The following is a 26,566-nucleotide window of genomic DNA, read 5'->3' on the forward strand; positions in this document are numbered from 1 at the left end:
TCGGCTTGAACTGAAAGATTTAATCTTCAAGACACTTCTTCGCCATCCGTTATGTTTGCCATCCATTGTGACGAAACGATGACGGCCTCTTTTATGTTCTCTTCGTGTGTGACTCCGGAGGCCTTTCTGGGTTTCAAGTCGTGATTACCGTCCTTGAGCCAATGATGCTCGACACCTGGGTAGGTCGTATAACTCATGACCTCATCTTTGGTTCCAAAGGCATCTCTTTCACCCTGTAAAATTAATATCGGCTGCTCCACGTCAGCAAAGTGCGCATCACGAACTTTCTCAGGTTTACCTGGCGCATGATAAGGGTATCCAAAACAGACGCTGCCTTTAATAGGTAAATCGTGTTCTGCCAATAACATCGTCGACATTCGGCCACCCATCGACTTACCACCGACAAAACACGGGCCTTTTATCTCTTTAAGAACTTGCTCAGCCACGGCCTTCCAATGCGCAACCAACTTCGGGGCTCTGTCAGGCGGCCTTTTCTTACCCGTGTCCCTACGTTCCGCCATATAGGGAAACTCAAACCGAATCACTTTAATGCCCAGGCTGGAATACAACTGAGCCACCTCCTCCATAAACTCAGAGTCCATCGGAGCTCCCGCACCATGAGCAAGAATCAGAGTAATGTTTTTACCCTCATCCATCGGATCAGTCACAAGTATTGTCATAAATTCCCTACTTTGTTCTACAATCAGAACATCAAAATCTTGATATTACCCAAAATACTGACATAGATCATGTGGTTATATTACTTATGCTCATTCATTTCTAAACAAAGAACTTTTATAATTCAAACCATCGTTTGCATTGTAAAGCGGTTTTACGCATACTTGCGCGCGATTTCATAAACCATAACTAACTAAGCCTGGAAACTGATATGAGTACTACTGCGAATCAGTCTACCTTTGAACACCCAACCTACAACTATGGGGTTGTGCGTCAGTTCGCTATTATGACCGTGATTTGGGGTATTGTTGGCATGGGCGTGGGTGTATTAATTGCATCTCAACTGCTTTGGCCTGAACTAAACCTAAATCTTCCTTGGACGCATTTTGGCCGTCTTCGCCCTCTACATACTAACGCTGTAATCTTTGCATTCGGTGGATGTGCCCTTTTTGCAACGTCGTACTACATCGTACAACGTACATGTCAGGTTCGTCTGGCTTTTGAGCCTTTAGTGAAATTTACTTTCTGGGGCTGGCAGGCAGTTATTGTTGCTGCGGCGATCACGCTTCCACTAGGTATCACTTCTTCTCACGAATACGCTGAACTTGAATGGCCTATCGATATCCTGATCACTTTGGTTTGGGTTTCTTATGCAATCGTTTTCATCGGCACTATTCGCAACCGTAAAACTCAGCACATTTATGTAGCTAACTGGTTCTTCGTTGCCTTTATTCTGACCGTTGCCGTTCTTCACATCGTAAACAGCATGCAGCTTCCTGTAAGCATGTGGAAATCTTACTACGTTTACGCGGGTACTGTTGATGCAATGGTTCAGTGGTGGTATGGCCACAACGCGGTTGGTTTCTTCCTGACAGCGGGTTTCTTAGGCATCATGTACTACTTCGTACCTAAGCAGGCTGAACGTCCAATTTTCTCTTATCGTCTGTCGGTAGTTCACTTCTGGGCGTTGATTTCTATCTACATCTGGGCTGGTGCTCACCACTTACACTTCTCTGCTCTTCCAGAGTGGGCACAGAACGTGGGCATGGTGATGTCTTTGATCCTTCTTGCTCCGTCTTGGGGTGGTATGATCAACGGTATGATGACGCTTTCAGGTGCATGGCATAAACTTCGTACTGACCCTGTTCTTCGTTTCTTGGTTGTTTCTTTGTCTTTCTACGGTATGTCTACCTTTGAAGGCCCAATGATGTCGATCAAATCTGTAAACGCACTATCTCACAACACAGACTGGACCGTAGGTCACGTACACTCAGGTGCGCTTGGTTGGGTTGCCATGGTTTCCATCGGTGCGCTTTACCACATGCTTCCTCGCCTGTATGGCCGTAAAGAAATGTTCAGCGTAGGCGCAATCAACCTACACTTCTGGTTAGCGACTATCGGTACGGTTCTTTACATTGTTGCTCTTTGGATCAACGGTATCGGTCAGGGCCTAATGTGGAAAGCAGTAGACGTTGACGGCACATTGAAGTTCAGCTTCATTGACAGTGTTGTATACAGCAAGTTTGGTTACGGCATGCGTGTACTTGGTGGTGCAGTATTCTTCAGCGGTATGCTGGTAATGCTATACAACTTCTTGCGAACAATTCAGTCAGCAAAAGCAGAGCAGGCATCTTCTGCTCAAGCGCAGACTGCATAACCGGATAAGAGTAAGGAGTAAATAATGCAACACGAAACGGTCGAAAAGAACATCGGTCTGATGATTGTTCTTACCTTAATCGGTATCAGTTTTGGTGGATTGGTGGAAATTGTTCCTCTTTTCTTCGCCAAGGAAACAACAGAGCCAGTTGAAGGCCTCAAGCCTTTGACTGCCCTTCAGCAAGAAGGTAAAGACATCTACATCCGTGAAGGTTGTAACGTTTGTCACACACAGATGATTCGTCCTCTGCGTGCTGAAGTTGAGCGTTATGGCCACTACTCGGTAGCAGGCGAATACGTTTACGATCACCCACATCTATGGGGATCAAAGCGTACAGGTCCTGATCTACACCGTGTAGGCGGTAAGTACAGTGACGAATGGCACCGTGCTCACCTGTACAACCCACGTGATGTTGTTCCTGATTCAAACATGCCTGCGTTCCCATGGTTGTTTGAAAACAAATTAACGGGTGATGACACTGGTAAGAAACTGGAAGCACTTCGCGCACTTGGCGTTCCGTATACAGATGAGCAAATCGACAATGCTCGTTCTGATGTACGCGGCAAGCGTGAGATCGATGCCTTGGTTGCCTACCTGCAAAACCTGGGTACAGCACTTAAAAGCAAGCGTTAATTTTGACTTAAAGTAGGACTGAACGATGGACATTAATGATTTACGAAGCATCTCTACGGTTTTAATGGCCGTTGTATTCACAGGTATTTTACTGTGGGCGTACAGTTCTAAACGCAAAAAACCATTTGATGAAGCGGCGAATCTTCCGTTTATCGACGATGATTCATCGCCTTCTGAAAGAAAGAATCAGGAGTAAACCATGGCAGAAGAAGCAACTGCGCTAACAGGATTTTGGCACTGGTGGACAATTATCATCAGTGTTGGCCTAATTCTAAGCTTCTTATACTTGTTGCATTTTGCAAAGACCATCAAGGGATCTGACTCCCCTGACCGCAAAATGCATCACACCTTTGATGGCATTGAGGAATACGACAACCCTATGCCTAAATGGTGGTTGATGTTGTTTTACGGCACCATTTTTTGGGGCTTGGGTTATCTTGCCGTTTACCCAATGGGTAACTGGCCAGGACTTTCCGGCATCAGCAACTTGTCCCGCCTAGAGGCAGACCAGGTTGCTCACCAGGAAAAATACGGCCCTATCTTTGAAAAGCACGCTGCCGTTGCAGTTGAAGAGCTGGCAAAAGACGAAGAAGCAGTAAAAATTGGTCGTCGCTTATTCCTGAACAACTGTGCAGTTTGTCACGGTCAGGATGCTCGCGGTGGTTATGGTTTCCCTAACCTGACAGACAACGACTGGTTGTATGGCGGCGCGGGTGACACAATCAAGACGACCATCATGTCAGGTCGCCAAGGTGTTATGCCTGCATGGGGTGCATCTCTGGGTGAAGAAGGCGTAACGGATGTATCAAACTACGTTCTTACCCTAAGCAACCGTGAAGATGCCGATAAAGAGTCTGCCGCTCGCGGTAAAGACTTGTTTGCAACTAACTGTGCAGCATGTCACGGCCAGGACGGTACAGGTACTCAAGCATTGGGGGCTCCGAACCTAACGGACAACACATGGTTGTACGGCGGTACTTTACAACGCGTCAAGCATACGATCCGTAACGGTCGTACTGGTGTGATGCCTGCTCACGAAAACCTATTAGGTGAGCAAAAAGTACACATTTTGGCTGCTTATATCTACAGCCTTTCTAACGACTGATTTACATCAGCCATTAGATGAAAAATGCGGCCAACTGGCCGCATTTTTTATAACTAAACTATACAATTGACTACTAGATCAACATAATACCCTCCGCATAAGTCTGCACAGCTAAGAGGCGCTCATGGGAAACAAAATCCCTACTAAGAATGTCGAGTCTGATCCGGTCATCCAATTTACCGGAGATGACGCAGTACAAAGTCGAGATAAAATTCAGGTACGATCCATTGATGGTCGCTTCACAAAATTCAGAGTCATTGGCGGCTGGCTTTTGTTCATTCTCTTTTTTGGAACTTCCTGGATAAACTGGAACGGCCATCAGGCGGTGTTATGGGATATTCCTAATCGCCAGTTTAATATATTTTCCATTACGCTTTGGCCTCAGGACCTCGTTCTTCTTTCCATGCTGCTGGTCATTTGCGCCTTCGGCCTATTTGCTGTCACCATGTTTGCAGGCCGTATCTGGTGTGGCTACACCTGCCCTCAAAGCGTCTGGTCCTGGATTTTTATTTGGATTGAAAAAAAGGTGGAAGGCGAACGCAACGCCCGAATTAAGCTCGACAAACAACCGTTCAGCATGAAAAAACTGGGCTTACGCTTAGTTAAGCACAGCCTATGGATTGCAGTAGGCTTGGCCACCGCAATTACCTTCATCGGCTACTTTACCCCCGTCCGAGATCTGGTTCTGGACTTAGTAACGTTTAACCTCGATTCCGGCACTCTGCTGTGGATCGCTTTTTTCACTGTCATGACTTACTTAAATGCGGGCTGGCTAAGAGAACAAGTCTGCATATATATGTGCCCGTATGCACGTTTTCAGGCGGTCATGTTTGATAAAGACACTTTGATTGTTTCGTACGATGAAAAGCGCGGTGAAAACAGAGGCCCACGCAAGAAAAAAGCCGATCCTAAAGAACTCGGCCTGGGCGATTGCGTAGATTGCTCGCTTTGTGTTCAGGTTTGCCCTGTGGGCATTGATATTCGCGACGGCCTTCAATACGAATGCATTAGCTGTGCCAAATGTATCGAAGCCTGCGACAGCGTGATGGATAAAGTGGGCTATGAGCGAGGCCTCATTAGCTATACCAGCGAACATCAACTGGAAGGCAACGACTGGAAATTATTCAGACCACGTTTTATTGGCTACATTGCCCTTCTCCTTGCTATGATGGCCGGACTTTTATTTGCACTGTTGACCCTCATCCCGGTTGACCTTGAAGTAGATCGAGGACGTGGCGCCAATCTCTTCCGTGAAAATTTCCGTGGTGACATTGAAAACAGTTACAACATCCGAGTCATGAACAAGTCGCAGCAAGACCAGGTTTATACTTTGACCGCCTCCGGTTTTGACGAACTGTCCATCGTAGGCAACACAACCATTGAGTTGAAGTCCGGCGAAATCAGCCAGGTTCCGATCAGCGTCATTGTCCCGGCGAGCAAATTAAACTCCCGAAGCGAACCGATTTTCTTTCAGGTTCAGGCAGCGTCGGATGAGGCAATCCATGCAGAAAGTGAGAGCCGCTTCATGGGCCCACGAAAACGACAATAATTATGGCACCATCTGATGATTTGATTGTCAGATGGCCAAACGAATACCCAAACCAATTGAGAGAAAAAAATGACAGAACAGAACGAAAACACTGGAAACTGGAACCAACCTTGGCTTTGGTTTACGTTGGCGCCCCTGATACTTTCCGTCGTTCTAGGTTTAACCATGTTGGCTATCTCCATTAAGGTACAAGACGGCCTGGTGACAGATGACTACTCCAAAGAAGGCCTCGCCATCAATGAGCGCATCGAACGTGAAGTCACAGCCAAAGAAAAGAACATTCAGATATCGCTTAAATTTGATGACATCACCGGTGACTTTGTCGCAGATTTTAAAAGCGATTTAGAAAGCCACCCTGAAAAATTACTTCTGGAAATCATCCACCCGGTAAAATCCGACTTGGATGTGATTGTCTATCTGACACATCAAATTAATGGCCGCTACATTGGTCAGCTTGCTCAAACCGTTCAGCAAAAGCGCTATCTTCGTGTCTCCGACCCAGATAACAACATATGGGTTTTAGTGGATGAGTTCCAATTCCCGCTAAAAGACACCATCACACTGAAAGCAAATTAATCCCATACCAGCCCTGACCCAATCAGGTCGGGGCGCATGATGCCAGCGTTCAGCGACCTTTATTAACAGCCAGACCCCAGTATATGAGTGATAATCCTTGCTACCATTGCGGCGAATCCATTCCGTCACACATCAACGTCTCCTCCGAAATTGATCAGCAAGAACGGGAATTCTGCTGCATTGGCTGCCAAGCGGTTGCCCTGACCATTTCTGGAGCAGGACTGAGTAATTACTATCGTTTCCGAACGGAAAACGCCCCGCAAGCATCGGATAACGCAAGCCTTCAAGAGAAGTATTCACTGTATGATGAAGAATCTGTCCAAACCCGTTTTTGCAGTTATAACGAGAATATCGCCTCCGCGACCTTACTTATTTCAGGCATCAGCTGCGCAGCCTGTGTCTGGCTAATAGAAAAACATCTGGAACACCTCAGCGGCATAGAAGAGGTTCGGGTTAACCTGACCACCCACAGAGCCACCATCAGCTGGAACACTCAAGACATCAAGTTGAGTGAAATCTTTTACGCCATTGATGCCATTGGCTATCATGCCGAACCCTGGAAAGCCAACCGGGCCGCTCAACAACAGCAAAAAGAGAATCACACTGCCTTGGCTCGCTTAGGAATTGCAGGTATCGGCATGATGCAGGTGATGATGATGGCCAATGCCTTATATTTTGGTCACTACACGGGCATTGATCAGTCCTACGAGTCTTTTATCCGATGGGCCAGTTTATTCCTAACAACGCCCGTTGTGCTTTATTCTTCATTTCCGTTTTTCCAAGCCTCGTTTCGCGACCTCAAAACCCGTCACTTAACGATGGATGTACCGGTGTCCATTGCCATAGCTCTCGCCTTCTCTGCCAGCATCTGGGCCACATTCAAGGGAACCGGTGAGGTCTACTTTGATTCGGTTTGTATGTTTACCTTCTTTTTGTTGTTAGGTCGCTTTTTTGAAATGAAAGCCCGACATCAAAATTCCCAAGCCAGTAATGAGTTAATTGGTTTACTCCCAAACACCACACTGGTTTATAAAGATGGCGAATATCAGATAACCTCCACAGAGCAAATTAAACTAGGCGATCAAGTGCTGATCAAGCCCGGGCATACCGTGCCGTCTGACGCTCGCGTCATCGAAGGCACGGCGGATCTGGATGAATCGGCATTAACGGGTGAATACCTGCCCGTCTCTAAAACCATTGGCGATGAAGTCTTAGGTGGTACCGTTTGCCTGGACCATCCTTTAGTCGTTGAGATCATTAAAATCGGCCACCAAAATACCTTAAACCTCGTTGTTGAGCTGATGAACAAAGCGGAGTCTTCAAAGCCCCGCATTGCCAGAATTGCTGACACCATCGCCAGCCGGTTTGTCGCTGCGGTCTTGATTACGGCCGTCACTGTTTGGGGATGCTGGATGTTTATCGACCCGGATAAAGCCTTTTGGATCGCCTTATCCGTGCTTGTGGTTACCTGCCCCTGTGCGCTTTCGCTGGCCACACCAACGGCTATTACCGCAGCAACTTCCTCCCTTAAACGCTCAGGTCTGGTGATCACCAGCACACACGTACTGGAAACGCTACCAACCACCACCGATGTGTTGTTCGATAAAACCGGAACGCTCACCCAAGGTAAGCTCACCATTGCGGATGTAACAACCGTCGATCAATTGAGTAAAGAAGAAGCCTTGGATATAGCGGCGAATCTTGAAGCCCTTTCAGAACACCCTATTGCCAGAGCATTCCCAAGTTCAACCAGCCCAGCCACAGACGTAGTTATCACGCCAGGTGGCGGCTTATCCGGGGTGATTGACTCAGAAACCTATCATATCGGCCATGCAGAGTTCATTGCACAACAACTGAATTCATCCGAAGTAAAATCGCCAGACTCCAACCATTGGGTCATACTGGCCAACCACGAACAACCGCTGGCTTGGTTCAAAGTAGAAGACACCGAACGAGAAGATGCCATCCAGGCAGTGACAGAAATGACCGAACGTAATCTTCAGGTTCATATGCTGACCGGTGATCGCTCTCAAGCGGCAAAGATCATAGGTGACAAACTCCAAATACCTAACATCCACTCGGGCTTATCTCCGCAAGAGAAACTCGACAAGTTAAATGAGCTGCACGCTCAAAATAAAAAAACGCTCATGATTGGTGATGGCATTAATGACATTCCTGTATTAGCTTCAGCAGGCGTATCCATTGCAATGAGCGAAGCAACAGATTTAGCCAAAACCAAATCGGATATGGTGCTCATGAACGGAAAACTGACAGCCATATCCAAAGCATTTGAAATAGCCGTTAAGTGCAGAAAAGTAATTAAACAGAATTTATCGTGGGCTTTATTGTATAATCTGATTGCTTTACCGCTGGCCGCCACAGGTTACATTCCACCCTGGGCTGCCGCGATAGGTATGTCCACCAGCTCTCTGGTGGTAGTACTTAATGCCGTTAGGCTTCGTAATATTTAAACCAACGAAGCTCAAGGCAACTCAATCAATGCTAATCGCGCGTTAAGAGGTTTCAAGTGGACAGTATTTTATTCCTGATCCCTATTTCGATTATTTTTTTAAGCATCGCTGTTATCGCCTTGGTGTGGAACATTAAGAGCGGTCAGTTTGATGACCTTGAATCACCAGCACATAAAATTCTGTTTGATGACGACGACGAACTCCTTCCTGATGATGCAAAACCTACGCAGAAAAAATAACCCTCCAATCCATTATTGCCTGATCTTACCTATATGACCCCAGATACACTTTCTTTTGCAGCAGCTTTTTTAGTCGGACTTTTAGGCGGTGCACACTGCATCGGCATGTGTGGCGGAATCACCGGCGCTTTCGGCGTCAACACAAAAGGTTCGATCAAAAATCGCCTGGCTTTATCACTGAGTTTTAATAGCGGAAGAATTATCAGCTACACCCTTGCCGGGGTTCTGATTGGTTTAATCAGCACCTTCTTTACCGACATCAACCCGATGATAGGCATGGTACTCAGAATCATCGCAGGGGTCTTTATCATCCTTATGGGGTTATACGTTGCAGACTGGTCTCGTGCGATTACCTCCATTGAAAAAGTTGGCCAGTTTATTTGGAAGTTTATTTCACCTCTGACCAAACCGTTTTTGCCGCCATCCAATCCACCCAAAGCACTGATGCTTGGCTTACTTTGGGGATGGCTTCCGTGCGGCCTGGTTTACAGCACCTTAGTTCTTGCTTCAGCCAGCCCAACGGTCATGGGTTCAGCCTCGATCATGTTTGCTTTTGGCTTGGGTACTTTACCGACCATGCTTTTAACCGGAATGCTCGCTTCACAGCTGACGAGTTTCATTCGAAATCAAAGTGTCAGGTATGTGGCTGCTATACTTATGATACTGATGGGCGTGTGGATTATTTTTGGTAACAGCCAACACATCTTTGGACATGGAAATCATGCGGGTATGGATCATTCGGCCGGAGGTCATTCAACCGGAGATCATTCGAATATGAATCATGGTAATCCAAATGACACGATTGACCATTCTAATATGAACCACTCGGAATCAACTGGCACGATCGATCATTCCAGCATGGATCATTCAGAAATGGATCACTCAAACATGGATCATGGCATGCAAGAGAGCCAGGTTGATCACTCTAAGATGGATCATTCGAAAATGAATCATTAACGTCGCAAAAAACGACCAAATGGTTATAATTTAGAATCACTAATTATTTGATTTGTAAGCCGATGAAATATCCTTGCACTATTTAAGTGCTTTATTGGTTTACTCGCATGTGATATAAAACTCAAAAATTCTTAAAGAAGATACAGAAGATGTCACAAAAAACCTTAAATTCAGTCAAAAGCTGTGGAACGGCCGTTAGCTGCCAGGATTGTACTCTAAGTTCATTGTGCCTTCCTATTTCGCTGGACGGGCACGACGTCGACCGATTAGATGCCATCATCAAACGCGGCAGACCCTTCCAGAAAAGTCACACCATCTGGCGACAAGGCGATGATTTTCAATCGGTTTTAGCAATCCGATCAGGCAGTGTAAAAAGCTTTGTTACCAGCCCATCCGGAGAGGAGCAGATTGTTGGCTTCCACTTTGCCGGTGAGCTGATCGGTTTAAACGGCTTATTTAAGAAGAAGTATCCAATCTCGACCGTTGCCCTTGAGACAACGACCGTTTGTGACATTCCATACGACAGCTTAGACGCACTGGCAGACGACTTACCAGAGCTGAGAGACCAGATTCTTCACAGCATGAGTCAGGAAATATCTGAAGATCAGCAAATGATGCTGCTTCTGAGCAAAAAAACCTCAGATCAGCGTTTAGCTACGTTCTTGGTTTCCCTCTCTGAGCGTTTTCATCGCCGAGGCTACTCTGCAACGCGTTTCAGATTAACCATGTCCCGAAACGATCTCGGTAACTTCCTGGGGTTAGCGGTTGAAACCATTAGCCGTATTTTCAGTAAATTCCAACAGCAGGAAATCCTGAGATTCATTGACAGCAGCAGAGACATCGAATTGCTGGATATGGACACACTTTACGAACTTGCTGACTTGCAAGACAGCGTACAAAGACCTTGCGGCAGTAAATCCGCCAGTTAAAGCCTGTTGATAACGACAAAAATATAAGCCCTTTCGGGCTTATATTTTAAATTGCGTTCCTCTCAAATTCAGTCAGTAATTACTTCATAGCAAGGAACGTACTTGCTGCCCGGCAACTTCATCCGCTTCTGCCGAACAAAAGATTTTAATAACTTATCCAGCTTTTGCATCAATACTTTATCACCGTGCAATTTAAAGGGACCGTGCTTGTGTATTTCAGCAATGCCCTGTTCTTTTACATTACCCGCAACAATACCCGACATTGCCCGCCGTAGCTGTGATGCCAACTGATACGGAGGTTGATCCATATGCAAATCCAATTCGGACATAGTTTTATGAGTCGGCACAAAAGGCTCCTGAAATACCTCATTAATCTTCAGTAACCAATTAAAGTAAAATGCATCCTGAATGGACTTCCGGTGCTCTTTCACCTCAGTCATTCTTTCATTTAAAGTAATTGCTAACTGCTCAGGATCAGCAATAATAATTTCATATAGCTTCTGGGCTTCAGGCCCTAACGTACTGCCAATAAACTCATCGATTTCAATAAAGTAATCCGCAGACTCTTTGGGGGCCGTAAAATACACAGGAAACGCTTGTCCGTGATCACTGCCCATCAGCACGCCGAGTAAATACAAAATTTCTTCAGCCGTACCGGCGCCACCAGGAAACACAACAATCCCGTGGCCCAAACGAATGAACGCCTCCAGACGCTTTTCAATGTCCGGCATGATGATCAGCTCGTTCACAATCGGGTTTGGCGATTCTGCTGCAATGATGCCCGGTTCCGTAAGACCTATGTACCTCGGGGTGCGGATTCTTTGCTTCACATGGGCCACGTTTGCGCCCTTCATCGGCCCCTTCATCGCGCCCGGACCACAACCGGTGCAAATATCAAACCCCCTCAGGCCCAACTGATAACCCACTTCTTTGGTGTAATCATACTCAACACTGCCAATGGAGTGTCCTCCCCAACAAACGATAATGTTCGGGTCCATCCGAGCTTTTAGCGCATTGGCTTGCCTTAGAGTATGAAAAACAGCCTCTGTAATTTGAGCCCCATTGCCTTCCTGACCTAACTCGTCCAAATCAAGCTGAGTACTCAGGTAAATGATATCTCTCAAGACCGAATATAAATTCTCTTTCACCCCTTGAATCATTTTTCCATCTACGAATGCTCTTGCAGGTGCATTCTGAACTTCCAGACACGCGCCTCTCGCCTGGGGCACAATATTGATATCAAAATCGCGATATTGATTTTCAAGCTGTTCTATATCGTCATTATCAATACCGCTGTTCATGACCGCCAACGCACATCGGCGGAATATTTCGTACATTTTTCCTTTGTTTAAACCACTGAGTGTATTCACCTCGTTCATGGACAAAACATCCACACTACCAACGGGTGAAAGCACCGAATAATCAATTACTTCTGACGGCATAATGCTCTCCTTGCCAGTACATCCAATATTAAGTTTAGTCGATCTCATCTAAGCCTTGATGATCACCTTCTTTCACAAAGTGCTTATTCATTAAGTCAGCTAACGTTGCAGCCCATACTTTAAAATCATCCAGGTCCTGTTGGTTACCTGCTTCACTCCACCCAATGGAAATTGAGCGGGCCATAATGGAAACAGCAAAAAGTGATTCCGAATATTTTGAAGTTAACTGCATTATGTGGGCTATTATTTCTTCCTGAAGTTCATCTTGCTTTATGTACCAGCCCCAACCATCTATGGGTTTATTTTCATTCACCCCGTCCAATGGTTCGGACTGATCATCACTTCGTATCAGCATCCAGCCGGTTTTTACGCCTTTGAGCGGTACATCCACAAAGCTGTATGAGGCCCCTTCATGGCAGTTTTCTTCTACCCTGCCAGATACATTAATGACTGGATATTTCATTAATTTGACTTTAATGCCTGAGACAATCGCTTGCTGCCGAAGTTTCGCGATTCTTCTGTCATGCTTTGAAGGCATAATCCACATGATTGATCCAACAACCATCAAAGCCGCCATTAACGTTACTACCATCCACACTTGCATAATTAACCGTACCTTTGAAAAACAACTAAATTGATCTAACTCAGGGTAAAGATCGAGAATTCAGGTGAAACTCGAAGTTGAAACATTAAACACTTACTTCAATAATAGAATCATAGACACATTGGATGGTCTACTTAGAAATAAGTTAAATTCTCTTGGTTTCGAAGAATTGAATGAATTAATGTCGAATTCATCGAATCAGACACTGGAGTTCATTGAGGATACCTGTATGTCCAGTTATAACACAATCTTATTAGCCATTGATTTATCGGACGAATCGGAAAAAGTCATAGAGCCGGCAAAGAGATTCATCACCGCTTTTGACTCCAAAGTTCATGTTCTGCACACCATAGAGCCCTTTGCATTTGCTTTTGGTGGCGATATCCCATTTGATGTCATTGAGGTCCAGGATCAACTGATTGATCATGCAAAACAAAACCTGAAAAAACTCATTGAAAAGACAGAACTTGAAACCGTCGAGATGGACGTCGTGGTAGGTTCGGTTAACTCAGAAGTTCACCGCAAAGCAAAAGAGATTGGAGCGGATCTTGTGATTGTTGGCAGTCATGGCCGCCACGGTTTGGCACTACTGTTAGGGTCTCATGCATCAGACGTGATTCACCACGCTGAATACGACGTACTGGCTGTAAGGATATAACCACTCAGAACCAAAGACTTACGCTTTTAGTCGCTCAAATGGACCACTTCAGATCAATCACGTCAGCTAAATTAACCCAGACTTGTTCTGAAGTGAATCCAAAAAAGACTGAGTGAAATGTATAACGCTCACTCAGTCTTTTAGCCGCTTATTCACCGCCGGCCATGGCCTCCAGTTCCACCCAACGCTCCATCATGTCTTCCAGCGTTTGCTCTGCCTTGGACATTTCTTCCAGCTTGGCGGTTACGTATTCATGGTCTTTTTGATAGAAATCAGCGGCCGCCACTTCTTCCTGCAAAGCTTCGACCAACGTTTCTTGCGCTGCTAACCGATCAGGTAACTCATCCAATTCCCGCTGAATTTTATAACTTAATTTTTTGGGTTTTGCTTTGTCAGGTACATTATTTTTAACCACCGCTTCTGACTCAACCGGCGTTTTCGTCTTATCTGACTTACCGGAGTCAAGGTGTTTAAATTTCCCCCCTGATCGCTGCCAATCAGTAAAACCGCCGACCAATTCCTCAATCTTGCCATTTCCGTGGAATACCAACGAGTTACTGACCACATTGTCTAAGAACGAACGATCGTGACTGACCAAAAGAATCGTACCGTCAAATTCCATCAGAAGTTCTTCCAGCAGCTCCAGCGTTTCCATATCGAGGTCATTGGTCGGTTCGTCCAACACCAGAACATTGGCAGGCTGACTGAATAAACGCGCCAACAGAACCCGGTTTTTTTCACCCCCGGAAAGTGCTTTAACAGGCGTTCTTGCCCGTTCCGGAGTAAACAGAAAATCACCCAGGTAACCAATAATATGCTTAGACTGACCACCAATGGTAATGCTGTCCCGGCCTTCTGAAACATTATCAATCACCGATTTTTCAAGTTCTAATTGACTACGAAGCTGTTCAAAGTAAGCCACTTCCATTTTGGTGCCAATTCGAACGGAACCTGAATCCGGCGCCATTTGACCAAGTAATGCTTTCAACAGAGTACTTTTTCCTACGCCATTGGGGCCAATTAAGCCAACTCGATCCCCTCGCATTAAAAGAAAGTTGAAATTATCAAATATTTTTTGGTCACCATAGGAATGACAAACGCCTTCCATCTCCGCCACCAATTTGCCAGAACGATCGGCTGAAGAAATCGAAAATGACGCCTTACCAACGCGGTTTCTACGTTCACTGCGCTCATTTCTCATGGCTTTCAGCGCTCTTACCCGACCTTCATTGCGGGTTCTTCGCGCCTTAATGCCCTGCCTGATCCATTTTTCCTCTTGTGCCAGCTTGCGGTCAAATTCGTGCCAGTGTTTTTCTTCTGCCGCTAACCAGTCCGCCTTACGAACCAGGTACTCTTCATAAGTGCAGTCCCAGCTCGTCAGATTGCCCCGGTCCAACTCCAGAATACGATTGGCAACGTTTTTCAGAAAACTCCTATCGTGAGTGATCAATAATATGCTGCCTTCAAACTGCTTCAGCTGTTGCTCCAACCATTCAATCGCCAAAATGTCCAAGTGGTTGGTCGGCTCATCCAGCAATAATAAATCAGGCTCTGAAACCAATGCCCGGCCAAGCACCACACGTCGACGCCAACCACCCGACAATTCGGACATCTTTTTATCTTCAGGCAAATTCAGTTTTTTAATGATCTGATCGACTTTTTGCTCGAGTGACCAACCCTCATTGGCTTCGATGGCACTTTGAACACGGGCCAGGTGGTCCAGATCTGCGTCCGGGTTATGCGTCAGCTCATGATATTCAGCAATGAGTTGGCCAACGTCCGACAAGCCTCCAGCAACTACCTTATAAACCGTCTCATCATCCGCATCAGGCAAGTCCTGCTGCAATACACCAATCTTCAAACCGTCGTTACGGATAACCATACCGCTATCCGGTAACTGATCGCCGGCGACCAACTTCAACAAAGACGACTTTCCTTGGCCATTTCGACCAATAATCGCAACTCTTTCGCCTTTATTGATCGTCAGAGAGGCATCCTCCAACAACGGTTTATCTCCGTAAGCCAAACAAACTTGGTCTAACTGCAATAAATTCATAACACCCTATATTCTCAATGTCGTGATGAGCTCACAATTCGCTCAAGGTAGCAATCTAGTAACAATGACTCATCTCTTACAAAAGCCTATACTCAGATACAAATTGAAACACATTAAAATCAACAAGATAGCTTCGATAGTTAATATTTAATGACAAATGGCCTTGCCAAACGAAAAATTCGCTTTAATCTTAGAATTTCCAGACTAATTTAAATTTAAACTAAGTGCTGGCGGACAAGTATGTAGTCTTCTGTCATCAGTTACAAATTACGGCAAAACCATGTTGAAACTACGTGTTCTATTTCTTGTCATTATAACGTTTCTGCCAACGCAATTGTTGGCAAAACTCAACAGTACCCAACAAAATTACATTGATGCACTGGATGCATTAAATGAAGGCCAACTTGAAATTTTCGATAAGCTAAGCCACTCCTTATCCGACTATGTACTCAGTCCATACCTTGAATACGAACGTATCCGCTTTGATCAATACGAGGATACCAAAGCGATTCAGGCGTTTCTGAAAAAATATCCGGATCAATCACTTAGCCATCGACTAAAACTTGAATGGCTTCTCAGTTATTCCTCAAAAGGTCAATGGCAAAGTCTTCTCGACAACTACGACAGCCAATTGTTTTCACGACAGTTGAAGTGCAATTACCTCAGAGCACTTTATAAAACAGGTAAAAAAACACAAGCACTGCAAGGCGCACGAGAAATGTGGGTGGTAGGTCGCTCTGCGCCCAAAGCCTGTGATCCCCTTTTCAAAGTTTGGCTGAAATCCAGTTATTTCAAGCAGGATTACGCCTATGAGCGTGTCAAGCTGGCACTAAAAAAAGGCAGAACGTCCTTAGCGAGCTACTCTTCTAATTTCCTGAAAGGAGATCAGAAAAAAGCCGCTAATATGATGATTTGGGCGCATAAAAATCCGGGCATTCTGTCCAGCACGAAGCGCTTCCCAAGCGCAAATCCTTACATGAAAGATGCAATCGTGCATGGTGTTAAACGCAGGATTCGAAGAAAACCAGATGCGGCTTTAGCCTATTGGAAAAAGCACAGAAACCGCTTTAATTTTGCACCAGCCACCATTCACCAGGTAGAACAAAGAATTTATCTCGGCCTGGCGCGTCAATACAATAAAAACGCATCTCAGCTGTTAGCCTCATTAAGTTCTGAATACGACTCAGAAAACATCCTTGAGTGGCAAATTCGCGTCAGTCTGCACAACCGTGATTGGCCATCGGTGTCTCGCTGGATTAATGAACTTGAAAAAACCGGCCAGATGGACGATGACTGGTATTACTGGAAATATAAAGCCGCATTAAAGCAAAACATCAAACCAAGTCAGGTCGAAAAACAGCAGTTTGTTAAACTTTCTAAAAAGCGTTCTTATTATGGATTTCTGGCCGCAGAAGTTCTCGGTAAGTCTCTGACTCTAACAAACGTACCGGTGCCGATCACGCAGGACACACACAAGCGCATCCAGAGTTTACCTGAAATAACGCGCGCAAAAGAGCTCTTAGCCATTGGCCATTCGACCAAAGCTCACCGCGAATGGCAGTTTGCGGTGAAAAAGCTGGATCAAAAAGGGCTGATGGCACTTGCACGGGTTGCTAATGATTGGGGTTGGCATAACAGAGCCATACGGGCGGTGATTGATGCAAACCACTGGAATGATTTATCCATACGATTCCCCATGCCTTATGAAAAATCTTTCGGCAAGGCCGCCACCAAAGTGCAATTACCCTCATCCTGGCTATTTGCCATCGCCCGACAGGAAAGTGCTTTCCTTGAGGATGCTAAGTCAAGCGCTGGCGCCAGAGGCCTCATGCAACTTATGCCTGCCACGGCGAAGCAGACCGCTCGAAAAATCGGTTTAAAAAGCAAAGGAAACTCCCTTTACGACCCTGAATTTAACATCAAACTGGGCTCCAGCTACCTTTCTATGATGCATGACCGCTTTAAACAAAACAGGGCCTTAGCTACCGCTGCTTACAACGCTGGTCCTCATCGTGTTGACCGCTGGATCAAATCTTCGGTTGCCCTGCCTATAGACGCCTGGATAGAAACAATCCCCTACGATGAAACACGTAGATACGTTAAGAATGTCTTGGCATTCGATGCCATCTACCAATATAAATTAGGGGAAAAGAACCCAAAACTTTTCTATAACCATGAAAAGATATATCTAGGGAAACACAGCCAAAGCAGCCTTAAAACTCCCATCGTAGCTTCGTCTGATTAAGCAATTTATACACTACCAACAAAAAAGCCTTAACTTAACGTTAAGGCTTTTTCGAGAAATCAAAAAGTTTGTTTAAGACTCTTCAGATTTATTTTCCGGTTCCAGCGTCTTAACAAGATCCTGCGAACCGGTAGGCCAATCAGAGAAAGGAAAAGGCTTCTCGTGGCTGTTATAGGTCAAATAGCGGTAGATTTGAAAGTAATAGCAACTAAGTCCATCCCCCACCTGTCGCAGTGTTTCATTGTCCTTATCGGTGATCGCATGAAACAAGTACTGTGCGAAAACAATAAGCAACAACACGATATCCAATACTTTGTATATAAACACAAATAACACCATAAACACCAAGCGTAATAGCTTCTGTTCAAGTTTTGCCTGATCATCAAAGTTCATTACTGCGTACCATCCTTTAAAATAAATTCTACATCCTGTTTATGAGCGCCCAGCATCAGGCCTCTCGCCACTTCCTTGACTGTCGCACCTTCAAATAGAACCTTATAAAGACCGGTAACAAGCGGCATGTACACTTCCATTTCAATGGATTTATCACGAATGATTTTTAACGTGTTAATCCCTTCAGCTACTTCACCTAACTCATCTACGGCCTGTTCTAAATTTTTGCCTTCGCCAATAGCAAAGCCCACTCGATAATTCCGACTCAATGGTGACATACAAGTCACAATTAAGTCTCCCACCCCTGAAAGGCCAAGGAAGGTCATCGGGTTTGCCCCCAATTGAACAGCAAAACGGCTCATTTCAGCCAAACTGCGGGTAATCAGCATACTCTTGGTGTTTTCACCCAAACCAAGAGCCGCCGCCAACCCTGAAATAATAGCGTAGATATTCTTTAACGCACCACCAAGTTCTACACCGTAAGTGTCATTACTTGCATAGACCCTGAAATAATCATTGCCTAATACCTTCTGAACGAGCTGGCAATGTTCATCATTGGTGGAAGCAATGACTGACGCAGTCAAATGGCGCTTAGCGATTTCTTTAGCCAGGTTCGGCCCACTTAAAACACCTACATTATCGGTAGATAACTCGTCCTGAATTATCTCACTCATTAATTTAAATGATTCGCCTTCAATGCCTTTGGTGGTACTGACAAAAATTTGTTCTGCATTAGTGAAGGGTTTAATTCGTGCGACGACATCGCGGAACGATTTACTGGGAATAGAAACGAAAACAATACTTGCGCCCGTCACAGCTTCGGCTAAGTCTGTTGTGGGTAATAAGTTCAGACTGAGCTGATAGCCCGGCATATACCGACTGTTTAAACGAGTGCTTTTGATTTCCTGAACCGCAGCCTTGCTGCGCATCCACTGACTTACCTGATATCCATTCTCCGCCGCAATGTTAGCGACTGCTGTACCGAAACTGCCGCCACCCAAGACAGCAATTTTGACTGACTCAGTCATGAAACATCCTATTTTTTCTAATTGTGCTTACAATCCCCTTCCAGGGTATAAACCAAATCCCTGAAAGTTTCTTTGTTAGATTCGTTCATTTCCATCAAAATTTTATGTGCTTCCAGAACTTTGGCATGCACCAAGGCCTCATTACCTTCAACAATCGGTAACTCCCTGAGCTGCTCTACAGTGGAAGTATGACTATCAAGAATGACAAACACTTTATCAAAACCCATACTTTCTAAAATACGGGTAATATCCTGATTGGTAGAAATTATGACGGGAGTAAGTTGATGCTTTTTTCGGGCAAGCACGGAAATTTTAGCTAACAATCCCAAAGAGGTACTGTCGATGCCTTCCGTTTCAGACAAATCGATCAGAATGGTATTGAGTAAACTACTTTGGCACATGGACTCCAGAAAGTCGTCCAGTGTGGCACACAAAGTAAGTCGAACATCCCCTACAAATTTCAATACGTAGGTACCGTTGTTCTCCGAAACAAGAATTCTACCGTTTTCCATGTTACATCCGGCGGGTCAAACTTAAAATTGCTATATCGTCCGGCGCTTCTTGAATATCATTCAGCTTCAAGCGCTCACATATTTGCTCAATACTGTTCATGCCAGTGTTTAGCAGGTCAAGTAAGATCTGTTCTTTTTCAGCCAAACTCATATTTCCAAGAATTTCCAAAACACCATCCGAGAACGTCAGTAAAGCGAAATCCTCAGGAAGGTCCGTTAATACCTGCTGGCTAAACTCGGCTTCTTCAAATAAGCCTACTGCAAATCCGCCGTCATTGGAAAGAAATTCACACTTACCGTTGCGTTTTATAATCGGCAAAGGTAGATGGCCACCTATACTGTAGACCAATGAATTTTCTGAAATATCCAACACCCCGTAAAAAATTGTAAGGTGTTTTCCCATCCCGGTTTCAAGCAGTTCCTTATTGATTCTCTCCAGAACTTTTGCTGGCTGGAGAATATCATCTTTATCACTCTTCTTGTACGCCTTTCTCAAGCGAATAGTTAAGTTCTTAAGCAAAACGGTGACAAACGCTGATGATGCACCATGACCAGAGACATCGGCCATGTACAGCAAAATTTTATCATCGGTAATTCTGAAATAATCAACAAAATCACCGCTGAGATACAGAGAGGGGAACAATTTATGTTCGATGTGATATTGTCCGGATTGGTATTTTTCTCTTGGTAACATCCGTTGCTGAATATGTCTGCCGGCTTTTTGGTCTTGCTTTAATAATGAAACACGTTCTCTCAATTCTTGGTTCGCTAACTCAAGCTCTTCCCGGTAAATCCGGTTTTGGTCAATCAACTTTCGTCGTTCCAGGTTCTTTTCGACCGAGTGAACTAAGATTTCCATATCTACAACGGGTTTTACGATATAGTCAGACGCCCCTAATCGAATAGCCTGCACCACGTCCGTCATCACGCCTGCGCCAGAAACCACGATAACAGGCGTATCCGGAGACAATTCTTTAACCTTGGACAATACAGTCAAACCGTCCATCCTTGGCATTCTCAGATCACACAAAACAATATCAGGCTGTTCCTGTGAAAATAAAGCCAGACCACTTTCACCATCAACTGCTTGTGTTACCTGATAACCGCTATCATCCAGATATGCGACCAGACTTTCCCTGACCGCCTCATCATCATCAATAATTAAAATTCGCCCTGGCATTACCATTTATTCGATTTTCCTCTGGAGTTACCCGACTTTCATTACGTGAGATATTACTCTGAGTAAAGCACGTTCCTGAATGAAAGACCCGTGGTGACAAGTTTCGTTTTTATATTCATTCCCAGTGTAACGCCCTATCACGGGCTGTCATAGTCATCAGCCAAAATGACTAGTCATGCACAAAATCATTAAAAGTATGTTCAGCTCATCAGCCAAACTTTGTCCTTTCTTTACAGCAGGCTAAACTAACAGTATAACTGTTACATATAAATGGATATAAAAATAAATACCGAAACAGAGGTATTGCTAATGTTAGCTCGCGATTACCAAGAAAAAAGAAACTTCATCCGCATGCAAATGGATGTAGCAGCCACCATTACTCTTAAACACGAAGGCGCACTGATCAAAGCACGCTGTCTCGATTTAAGTGGAAATGGCATGTTGATTATGTCTCCGGAGCCGGTTACTGAAGGTTCTATGTTTAATATAGTTATCTCTTCTACACGTCCAAATCTACCGCCACTCGAAGCAGAAGTAAAAACAATGCGCTGCATAGAGAAAGATGGTCAGTATGAAATCGGCGTAATCATTGAAGACATCAACTGATTAACATCCAATAAAAAAGGGCTCTTGTGAGCCCTTTTTTATTTATTCTGGTAAATCATCAAAATCATCCATCGAATCCGCGAATGGATCATCGACCTGTCCATCATTTACTTTATACTCGCGACTTTGTAAATACGCGTCCCGTATAAACACATATTTGTCATCACCAAAAATAATCTTTTCTGCAGCCAACAAATCTGCTCGTTTATCCACGGCGTTTAACCCTTTCATACCAAGCCTGGCATCCCAGTGAAACTCTTCATTCAAAGGGTCGTAATTCATCGGATCAGCGTAACCATCAACAAATCGACCAGCCGTGTCTCTCACTGTACTTGGGCCAAAAAACGGCAGCATCACGTACGGGCCGCTTGGTACTCCCCAGTAACCCATGGTTTGTCCGAAATCTTCTTCCCGCTCGTTAATACCGGCGTCTGTTGCAATATCCACCAAACCGAACCAACCCACAGTCGAGTTCAACGAGAATCGAACAACACTGACTCCGGCATCCGTAAACTTGAGCTGCAAAAGATTGTTAGCGGTATTTTCCAGCTCACCCAAATTATTGAAAAAGTTGGTAATGCCCAAATCGACCACTGAAGGTGTCACATATCGATACCCTTCAGCTACAGGTTTGGCAATGTAAGTATCCAACCACTCATTGAATGAGAAAATACCTCGGTTCAAAGGTTCCAATGGGTCAGAATCGCTCCCGTCATCTGAATAAACATTCAATGACAAACTTAGAAGAGCCAGTGACAACAACTTTTTCAATCTTCTATCCTTAACATTCACTTTACTGATCAGAGCACAAAACTACCGATTGATCTTAACGATTACAAGAGTAAAAGTCTCAATTTACCTTTTGATTTCTCAGAAACGCAAAAAGGGACCCAAAGGCCCCTTAAACTTATAACTTTTAGACTGAGAATCAGAACTTATGTTCCAGACCCAAGCCATAAGCAGTCAACTCTGCATCACCGTCATTTTCGCCATCAGCATAGTAAACGTAAGTTTTTGTCTTCTTGCCTAGCTTATAGTCAACACCCAAAGTGAAAAGTTCGCCACCCTCACCTTTAATAGAGCCCTTTGCATCTTCGCTTTGATCAGAACTGATGTACTGACCTTTCAAAGTGATCTTATCAATCTTATATGCAGCACTGACCAAGAAGCCATCATCATCATAATCTTCGTTTGAATCCAGCTCGCCTTCAGATTGCTGATACAAAGCACCCAACGTCAAATCATTCAGCTTATAGCCCGCTACTGCACGAATAGTGCTGATGCCTTTGTTTTCAGTTAGGTCATTGTCATACGCCAGTGCAGCATAGAAGGGCTGCTTCTTGTACTTTTTGTCACCCGCCATGATTGCAATGGAAGTACCTTCAGCGATACCGTCGCGTTCGTTACCATCCGCATCTGTAGCGCCATCACCCACTTCGATCATAGTGTTGATAGTAAACAAATCAGCAAACTTAGGAGAAGTATAGTTGATTGCGTTGTCCTGGCGGTTTTCACCATCCAAAAGAATGTTCATATCAACAACATCGCTGAACAAATCAACTTTACCCTGAGCTTTCTTAAGTGGCGTATCCATATTACCCAACTTAATGGTACCAAAACCGCCCTTAAGACCTACAAAGATATCACGCTGTTTGAATACATCGTCAGATTCGCCGCCATCTTCCTGGTCAGGAGAGATTTCATATTCCATCTGATAGATAGCAGTTAAACCATAATCCAACTCTGCATCACCTTTAAAACCTAAACGAGAGGCATGGCTTTCTAATTCCCAAGTGTCTGTGTCACCAGAGTCAACATTACGAACAGATACGTTTAATTTACCGTAGATAGTTGCATCCGCCAGAGCAACACCAGGAACAGCTACTGCAGCAGCGATTGCGAATGGTAGTAGTTTACGCTTCATTTTATGCTTCCCAATTATAAGTATATTAAGTGCTTAATTTTTAAGTGCTTTGTTTTAAGTGCTTAGTCTTAATGTCGAGCAAGAGCCTAAGCTCATTCGATGAAGCGTATTCTTAGCTACTAATGTTACAGAAGAATAAAAAATTTATTACATATATGTTTCAGAAATAAGGAACTTAAAAAAGAATTCTTTGTCATGGACTAAGCACGCCAATTTACACACTTTAACTAGGAGCAAACTATAAATAGCGATAGAATCAGCCTCCTAAAAATAACGACCGACTCTATTCTTTTCTCCAGGACACGTTCTTGTATGGCTAAAAAGCATAAATTTAAACCTCTTTGGCACCCTGCTTTGATTCCCTCATGGATGATGGTTTTTGTACTTTATTGCATCTCATTTTTACCCATGAGCTGGAAGCAATCGTTAGGAACAAAACTGGGTCGTTTCGGTTATAAAAAACTTAAAGGCCGGGTCAAAGTCGGTAACAAGAACATTGCAGGTTGCTTTCCTGAACTCTCAGAAGGTAAGCAAGCCCAGCTGGTTGAAGACACATTTATTGCCTGCTCAAAAGGGTTTCTTGAAACCACCCATTCGTGGTGGCAAAACGTTGACCCTTATGTTCAAAACCTAAAAATTACCGGTCAGGAACATTTAGAAGAAGCCAAAAAGAGAGGAAATGGTGTTTTGTTGCTCGGCGGGCACTTTAGTATTTTCGACATCGCCCTACCATTTTTTGCCTCACAACTCGACAAGCCAGGCTACATGTACCGGCCAAACGATAACCCGGTCATCGATCGTATGATTGAACGAGGCCGTAGACGCCACTATGGCATTCAAGGGTTTGATAAACGTCGTCTGAAAGACATGATTCAATACATTAAAGAAGGTGGCGCCGTCTGGTATGCGGCCGACCAGGATTTTGGAAGCAAGGGGAAAATTTTTGTTCCATTCTTTGGTGTTCAGACAGGCTGCATTTCTACACCCAGTTGGATCGCCAGAGAATCCGGTGCAACCGTCATGCAGGTAAGTCAATTCCGTCATCCAAATGGACAGTATGAAATTGCATTTTCTCCCATCCTTGAAGGATTCGGACAAGATGAAGAAAAGGATGCCCACGACTGGAATGAACAGTTAGAAAAAGCCATTCGTCGTTATCCAGACCAATACCTATGGTTGCATAAACGATTTAAAACACGACCAAAAGGCGAGCCTTCGTTCTACTAAATAAAAGGCAACTATCCCTTCTGAAAAGCCACCTGAAAAGAACTCTGCGGAGTTCTTTTTTTATTTATAAGACCTGGTTCCCTCTATTTGATAGAATGCCCGCTGTTTCAATTCAAAGGTAAACTTCAGTGTCTGAACTTGATTTTAAATCGCTTAATCTTCCTCCGCAGCTATTAGAAAACCTGGATCAACTGGGTTACAAGCAAATGACGGACATTCAGGCACAAAGCCTTCCTACTACGCTACAAGGCCAGGACCTGATCGGTAAAGCAAAGACCGGCAGCGGAAAAACCGCTTCGTTTGCAATTCCCATGCTGACTAAACTAAACCCCAGGTTCTTCGGCATTCAGGGATTAGTTCTGTGCCCTACTCGTGAATTAAGCACCCAAGTCGCGAACGAGATTCGAAAAATCGCCCGATACCAGCCCAACATCAAAGTCATTACACTTTGTGGAGGGCAGCCCATTGGCCCGCAAATCGGATCATTGGAGCACGGCGCCCACATCGTTGTTGGTACGCCTGGTCGCATCAAAGATCACCTAAGGAAAGGCACCCTGGATCTCTCTTCCATAGAAACATTTGTTTTGGATGAGGCCGACCGGATGCTCGACATGGGTTTCTTCGAGGAAATCACACACATTGCAGGCTTCATGCCAAACGAACGCCAAACACTGCTGTTTTCGGCCACCTTTCCCGCCGATATCGCACAATTCAGTAAAGACTTTCAGAAAAAACCTGCCAGCGTTGAAGTTGAAAGCAGCCATGCTAAATCGCAGATTGAGCAGCTGTTTTATAAGGTCGAAAAAGGTCTGGAGAACAAAAACAACGGTCTTTTACGAATCTTACAAAATCATACACCCACCCAGGCGGTGGTCTTTTGTAATACCAAACAAACCTGCAACGACGTTTCTTTATTCCTTCGTGAAAACGGCTACATCGCGCTTTCTTTACAGGGCGATATGGAACAGAAAGAACGCGACTTAACCTTAGTTCGATTTTCCAATCAAAGCGCTTCGGTGCTGGTGGCAACGGACGTTGCAGCACGAGGAATCGACATTGATGATCTGGATGCCGTTATAAACTACGACTTACCCAGAGACCCGGAAGTGTACGTGCACCGAATCGGTCGTACCGGCCGGGCAGGCAAAAGCGGCCAGGCTTTCAGCTTATACTTAGGCTCAGAGAAAATGCGCTACGACCTGATTAACAGCATGCAATCATCACCGATTGATATCTTGGACATTGACCGCCTAAAGAATTACTCCAATAAACCTGAAAAGCCAGAGATGGTCACCATTGCTCTGGACTCAGGGAAAAAGCAAAAAATTCGTCCCGGAGATATTCTCGGCGCACTGACGGGCACCATAGGCATCCCCGGTAATTGCGTTGGTAAAATCAATATATTTGACTTCGCCAGTTACGTTGCTGTCGCAAGACCTGAAGCCAGAAAAGCAGTAAACGGTTTAATGGAAGGAAAAATCAAAGGAAGAAAAGTACGGGTCAGAAGAATCTAGCGCCCACCTAAAGTACACGCTTCTCACTGACTCTTATTCCCTCTGTATTTCACAGAGGGGGTTTGATGATATACACTCCAGAGTAAATTCTGGACAAACCTTTTTGAGACGCCAGCCCCTTTATTAATGTTGTAAATATCTCCTTCTTTGAAGCATTAATTCCCGTTTTATTGATCCAAACTAATCACCCGTTAAGTTTTATATTTAAGACATGTTTAGGCATGGGGCATTGTGATAAATTTCCGCACACTTTAATTTGCGGATCATAATCAAAACGGGAGCAGTGAGTGAAGTACCTTCAAACGAAGCCCTTTATTAACCCCTTCAAAACAGTTAAGCATTTATTAATTCTTCTGTCCGGACTGTTGCTGCCCGCCATCTCA

25 protein-coding genes are annotated in these 26,566 nt (G+C 44.6%); 15 read left to right on the plus strand and 10 right to left on the minus strand.

Annotation, left to right across the window (positions count from 1 at the left end; all coding sequences use genetic code 11):
• Window positions 1–26: 26 nt before the first annotated feature.
• The gene (locus tag ABD744_RS18745) at window positions 27–680 is read right to left on the minus strand and encodes an alpha/beta family hydrolase (RefSeq protein ID WP_344800103.1); all 654 of its coding nucleotides are present in this window, start codon (window positions 678–680) and stop codon (window positions 27–29) included.
• Window positions 681–889: 209 nt separating this feature from the next.
• On the opposite strand from ABD744_RS18745, the gene ccoN reads away from it, so the two are divergent.
• The 10 genes from ccoN to fnr all read left to right on the plus strand — a co-directional run bounded on the left by ccoN (window position 890) and on the right by fnr (window position 10,794).
• Window positions 890–2,335 carry a cytochrome-c oxidase, cbb3-type subunit I gene (gene ccoN / locus ABD744_RS18750; protein ID WP_344800104.1) on the plus strand — a complete coding sequence of 482 codons (1,446 nt, stop codon included), beginning with the start codon at window positions 890–892 and terminating at the stop codon, window positions 2,333–2,335.
• 24 nt (window positions 2,336–2,359) lie between these two features.
• Window positions 2,360–2,968: a cytochrome-c oxidase, cbb3-type subunit II gene (gene ccoO, locus ABD744_RS18755; protein ID WP_344800105.1), complete on the plus strand. Its 609-nt coding sequence runs from the start codon at window positions 2,360–2,362 to the stop codon at window positions 2,966–2,968.
• A gap of 25 nt (window positions 2,969–2,993) precedes the next feature.
• Window positions 2,994–3,164 (plus strand): cbb3-type cytochrome oxidase subunit 3, encoded by a 171-nt coding sequence (locus tag ABD744_RS18760; protein ID WP_344800106.1) that lies wholly within the window; start codon window positions 2,994–2,996, stop codon window positions 3,162–3,164.
• 3 nt (window positions 3,165–3,167) lie between these two features.
• On the plus strand, window positions 3,168–4,073 hold the full coding sequence (gene ccoP, locus ABD744_RS18765; protein ID WP_344800107.1) for a cytochrome-c oxidase, cbb3-type subunit III: 906 nt from the start codon (window positions 3,168–3,170) through the stop codon (window positions 4,071–4,073).
• A 124-nt stretch (window positions 4,074–4,197) separates the two neighbouring features.
• Window positions 4,198–5,622, plus strand: a complete 1,425-nt coding sequence (gene ccoG / locus ABD744_RS18770; protein WP_344800108.1) for a cytochrome c oxidase accessory protein CcoG — start codon at window positions 4,198–4,200, stop codon at window positions 5,620–5,622.
• A 69-nt stretch (window positions 5,623–5,691) separates the two neighbouring features.
• Window positions 5,692–6,198 (plus strand): FixH family protein, encoded by a 507-nt coding sequence (locus ABD744_RS18775; protein ID WP_344800109.1) that lies wholly within the window; start codon window positions 5,692–5,694, stop codon window positions 6,196–6,198.
• 83 nt (window positions 6,199–6,281) lie between these two features.
• Window positions 6,282–8,669 carry a heavy metal translocating P-type ATPase gene (locus tag ABD744_RS18780; RefSeq protein WP_344800110.1) on the plus strand — a complete coding sequence of 796 codons (2,388 nt, stop codon included), beginning with the start codon at window positions 6,282–6,284 and terminating at the stop codon, window positions 8,667–8,669.
• Window positions 8,670–8,725: 56 nt separating this feature from the next.
• A complete protein-coding gene (gene ccoS / locus ABD744_RS18785) occupies window positions 8,726–8,908 on the plus strand; it encodes a cbb3-type cytochrome oxidase assembly protein CcoS (RefSeq protein WP_344800111.1) in 183 nt (60 codons plus the stop codon).
• 33 nt (window positions 8,909–8,941) lie between these two features.
• Window positions 8,942–9,865, plus strand: coding sequence for a sulfite exporter TauE/SafE family protein (locus ABD744_RS18790; protein WP_344800112.1), 924 nt, complete (start codon window positions 8,942–8,944; stop codon window positions 9,863–9,865).
• A 149-nt stretch (window positions 9,866–10,014) separates the two neighbouring features.
• Window positions 10,015–10,794 carry a fumarate/nitrate reduction transcriptional regulator Fnr gene (gene fnr / locus ABD744_RS18795; RefSeq protein ID WP_344800113.1) on the plus strand — a complete coding sequence of 260 codons (780 nt, stop codon included), beginning with the start codon at window positions 10,015–10,017 and terminating at the stop codon, window positions 10,792–10,794.
• A gap of 68 nt (window positions 10,795–10,862) precedes the next feature.
• Here fnr and ppnN read toward each other — a convergent pair whose 3' ends face one another.
• Together ppnN and ABD744_RS18805 are read right to left on the minus strand one after the other, a co-directional pair.
• Entirely contained in the window at window positions 10,863–12,236 is a 1,374-nt protein-coding gene (gene ppnN / locus ABD744_RS18800) for a nucleotide 5'-monophosphate nucleosidase PpnN (protein ID WP_344800114.1), read from the minus strand.
• Between the two features lie 34 nt (window positions 12,237–12,270).
• Complete coding sequence (locus ABD744_RS18805; RefSeq protein WP_344800115.1) at window positions 12,271–12,840, minus strand: hypothetical protein; 570 nt, start codon at window positions 12,838–12,840, stop codon at window positions 12,271–12,273.
• Between the two features lie 64 nt (window positions 12,841–12,904).
• Here ABD744_RS18805 and ABD744_RS18810 point away from each other — a divergent pair, with 64 nt between their 5' ends.
• Window positions 12,905–13,498 carry a universal stress protein gene (locus ABD744_RS18810; RefSeq protein WP_344800116.1) on the plus strand — a complete coding sequence of 198 codons (594 nt, stop codon included), beginning with the start codon at window positions 12,905–12,907 and terminating at the stop codon, window positions 13,496–13,498.
• A 148-nt stretch (window positions 13,499–13,646) separates the two neighbouring features.
• Here ABD744_RS18810 and ABD744_RS18815 read toward each other — a convergent pair whose 3' ends face one another.
• Window positions 13,647–15,554, minus strand: coding sequence for an ATP-binding cassette domain-containing protein (locus ABD744_RS18815; RefSeq protein ID WP_344800117.1), 1,908 nt, complete (start codon window positions 15,552–15,554; stop codon window positions 13,647–13,649).
• Between the two features lie 280 nt (window positions 15,555–15,834).
• Between ABD744_RS18815 and ABD744_RS18820 the strand changes: the two genes are divergently transcribed.
• A complete protein-coding gene (locus ABD744_RS18820) occupies window positions 15,835–17,799 on the plus strand; it encodes a transglycosylase SLT domain-containing protein (protein ID WP_344800118.1) in 1,965 nt (654 codons plus the stop codon).
• Between the two features lie 72 nt (window positions 17,800–17,871).
• Here ABD744_RS18820 and ABD744_RS18825 read toward each other — a convergent pair whose 3' ends face one another.
• From ABD744_RS18825 to ABD744_RS18840, 4 genes are read right to left on the minus strand one after another with little or no spacing between them, the layout of a single operon-like run.
• On the minus strand, window positions 17,872–18,192 hold the full coding sequence (locus tag ABD744_RS18825; protein WP_344800119.1) for a DUF4389 domain-containing protein: 321 nt from the start codon (window positions 18,190–18,192) through the stop codon (window positions 17,872–17,874).
• On the minus strand, window positions 18,192–19,220 hold the full coding sequence (locus tag ABD744_RS18830) for an NAD(P)H-dependent glycerol-3-phosphate dehydrogenase (RefSeq protein ID WP_344800120.1): 1,029 nt from the start codon (window positions 19,218–19,220) through the stop codon (window positions 18,192–18,194). The genes ABD744_RS18825 and ABD744_RS18830 overlap by 1 nt, the downstream gene beginning before the upstream one ends.
• Before the next feature lie 17 nt (window positions 19,221–19,237).
• Window positions 19,238–19,732: an STAS domain-containing protein gene (locus ABD744_RS18835; RefSeq protein WP_344800121.1), complete on the minus strand. Its 495-nt coding sequence runs from the start codon at window positions 19,730–19,732 to the stop codon at window positions 19,238–19,240.
• A gap of 1 nt (window position 19,733) precedes the next feature.
• On the minus strand, window positions 19,734–20,918 hold the full coding sequence (locus tag ABD744_RS18840; protein ID WP_344800122.1) for a response regulator: 1,185 nt from the start codon (window positions 20,916–20,918) through the stop codon (window positions 19,734–19,736).
• 303 nt (window positions 20,919–21,221) lie between these two features.
• On the opposite strand from ABD744_RS18840, the gene ABD744_RS18845 reads away from it, so the two are divergent.
• Window positions 21,222–21,518 carry a PilZ domain-containing protein gene (locus tag ABD744_RS18845; protein ID WP_344800123.1) on the plus strand — a complete coding sequence of 99 codons (297 nt, stop codon included), beginning with the start codon at window positions 21,222–21,224 and terminating at the stop codon, window positions 21,516–21,518.
• A 42-nt stretch (window positions 21,519–21,560) separates the two neighbouring features.
• On the opposite strand, the gene ABD744_RS18850 is transcribed toward ABD744_RS18845, so the two are convergent.
• Complete coding sequence (locus tag ABD744_RS18850) at window positions 21,561–22,289, minus strand: MlaA family lipoprotein (protein ID WP_344800124.1); 729 nt, start codon at window positions 22,287–22,289, stop codon at window positions 21,561–21,563.
• 157 nt (window positions 22,290–22,446) lie between these two features.
• A complete protein-coding gene (locus ABD744_RS18855; protein ID WP_344800125.1) occupies window positions 22,447–23,442 on the minus strand; it encodes a porin in 996 nt (331 codons plus the stop codon).
• A gap of 312 nt (window positions 23,443–23,754) precedes the next feature.
• Between ABD744_RS18855 and ABD744_RS18860 the strand changes: the two genes are divergently transcribed.
• On the plus strand, window positions 23,755–24,669 hold the full coding sequence (locus ABD744_RS18860; protein ID WP_344800126.1) for a lysophospholipid acyltransferase family protein: 915 nt from the start codon (window positions 23,755–23,757) through the stop codon (window positions 24,667–24,669).
• A 128-nt stretch (window positions 24,670–24,797) separates the two neighbouring features.
• A complete protein-coding gene (gene dbpA / locus ABD744_RS18865) occupies window positions 24,798–26,183 on the plus strand; it encodes an ATP-dependent RNA helicase DbpA (RefSeq protein ID WP_344800127.1) in 1,386 nt (461 codons plus the stop codon).
• Window positions 26,184–26,566: the final 383 nt, after the last annotated feature.

Origin of the sequence: Litoribacillus peritrichatus, assembly GCF_039537985.1 — a bacterium.
In the GTDB taxonomy this organism is placed as follows: domain Bacteria; phylum Pseudomonadota; class Gammaproteobacteria; order Pseudomonadales; family Litoribrevibacteraceae; genus Litoribacillus; species Litoribacillus peritrichatus.